The sequence below is a fragment of the Specibacter sp. AOP5-B1-6 genome (assembly GCF_052376555.1).
GTDB lineage: Bacteria > Actinomycetota > Actinomycetes > Actinomycetales > Micrococcaceae > Specibacter.
Map to the genome: position 1 here is coordinate 1 of NZ_JBQSVT010000101.1, position 1,515 is coordinate 1,515.

Here is a 1,515-nt window from a genome sequence, read left to right on the forward strand (position 1 = left end):
GAGCCTGTCAAGTTAATTGTGTAAGTGGCCTTGCCAGATGATGTTTCTCGATCCTGCTTTTGGCCTTCAGGCTGAGGGTCGGGTTCTAGTTCAGGTGGGCTTCGAGGCGTTCTGGGTAGGTCAGCATGAGGTATTGCAGGGCCTGGTTCCAGCCGGTGGTTTTGGCTCCTTCCAGGAGGCGTCCGCCGGTGGCGCGGGTGCCGTTGAGGATCTTGGTGCGTTCACGGGCGCGTTTGTCCTCGATGTTGCAGATTGCCAGCCAGAGTAGTTTCACTGCGGCGGTGTCGTTGGGGAAGTGCCCTCGGTTCTTCGTGACCTTGCGGAGCTGGAAATTGAGCGATTCGATGGCGTTTGTCGTGTAGATGACCTTGCGCAGGGCCGGCGGAAACGCCAGGAACGGGGTGAAGCGCTCCCATGCGCTCTCCCACGTCTTCACGGCTGCCGGATACTTGGTTCCCCACGGACCGTTGGTGAACTCCTTCAGGGCCGTCTGGGCGGCTTCCTCATTGGGTGCCGTGTAGATGAGGCGCAGCTCGGCGGCGACCTTCTTGCGGTCCGTGTAGGAAACGAAACGCATGGAGGAGCGGATCAGGTGCACCACGCAGGTCTGCACGGTGGCGTAGGGCCAGGTAGCTTCGATAGCTTCGGGGAAGCCGGTGAGTCCATCGCAGCACACGATCAGTACGTCCTGAACACCACGGTTTGCCAGTTCTGAGCAGACCTGAGCCCAAAACTTCGCACCCTCGGCCTGGGCAATCCAGATTCCCAGCACATGCTTGATTCCCTCCATGTCAACGCCAACGGCGATATGCGCGGACTTGTTTTTCACATGGGCGCCGTCACGGACCTTGACCACGATCGCATCCAAGTACATGATCGGATAGATCGGATCCAACGGCCGGTTCTGCCAGGCAAGGACCTCGTCGAGGATCTCATCGGTGATCTTCGAGATCGTCTCGCGGGAGAGCTCGGTGCCAATGGTGGTCGCCAGGTGGTGCTCGATGTCCCGCACCGTCATGCCCCCGGCGTAGAGGCTCACGATCATGTCCGCCAGCTGCCCGGTATGCCGGGAGCCCTTGGGCACCAGCCGGGGGACGAAGGTCCCGGCACGGTCTCGCGGGACAGCCAAAGCAACATCCCCGGCACTGGTGGACACCGTTTTGGGGTAGGTCCCGTTACGGGAGTTCGCGACCTCACGGCCGGCGTACTCATGCTTCTCATAACCGAGGTGCTCGGTCAGTTCGGTCTTCAACCCTCGTTCCAGCCCGGCCCGGATCAAGTGCTGAATGAACCCGTCCTTGCCATCGAGCTCGATCTCGCCCCGATCGATCTGACCCATCAACTCATCAAAGGCACCCGAGGCCTTCAACGCTTCCATGTTCCCCACAGCGGCCATTCGCTCAGCCACAGCCGACGCATCCACTTTCCCAGCAAAATCCTTGTTTTCAATCACGGTCACAATTATCTCCAAATCAGATGGTGGCGAAGCCACTTACACACTCCATCTGACACGCT

Annotated in this window: 1 protein-coding gene; it reads right to left on the bottom strand. The window is 59.9% G+C overall.

The genetic code is table 11. From position 1 onward, the window contains the following. Positions 1–85: 85 nt before the first annotated feature. Positions 86–1,378, bottom strand: a complete 1,293-nt coding sequence (locus tag ACT3TS_RS19620) for an IS256 family transposase (RefSeq protein WP_444533208.1) — start codon at positions 1,376–1,378, stop codon at positions 86–88. Positions 1,379–1,515: the final 137 nt, after the last annotated feature.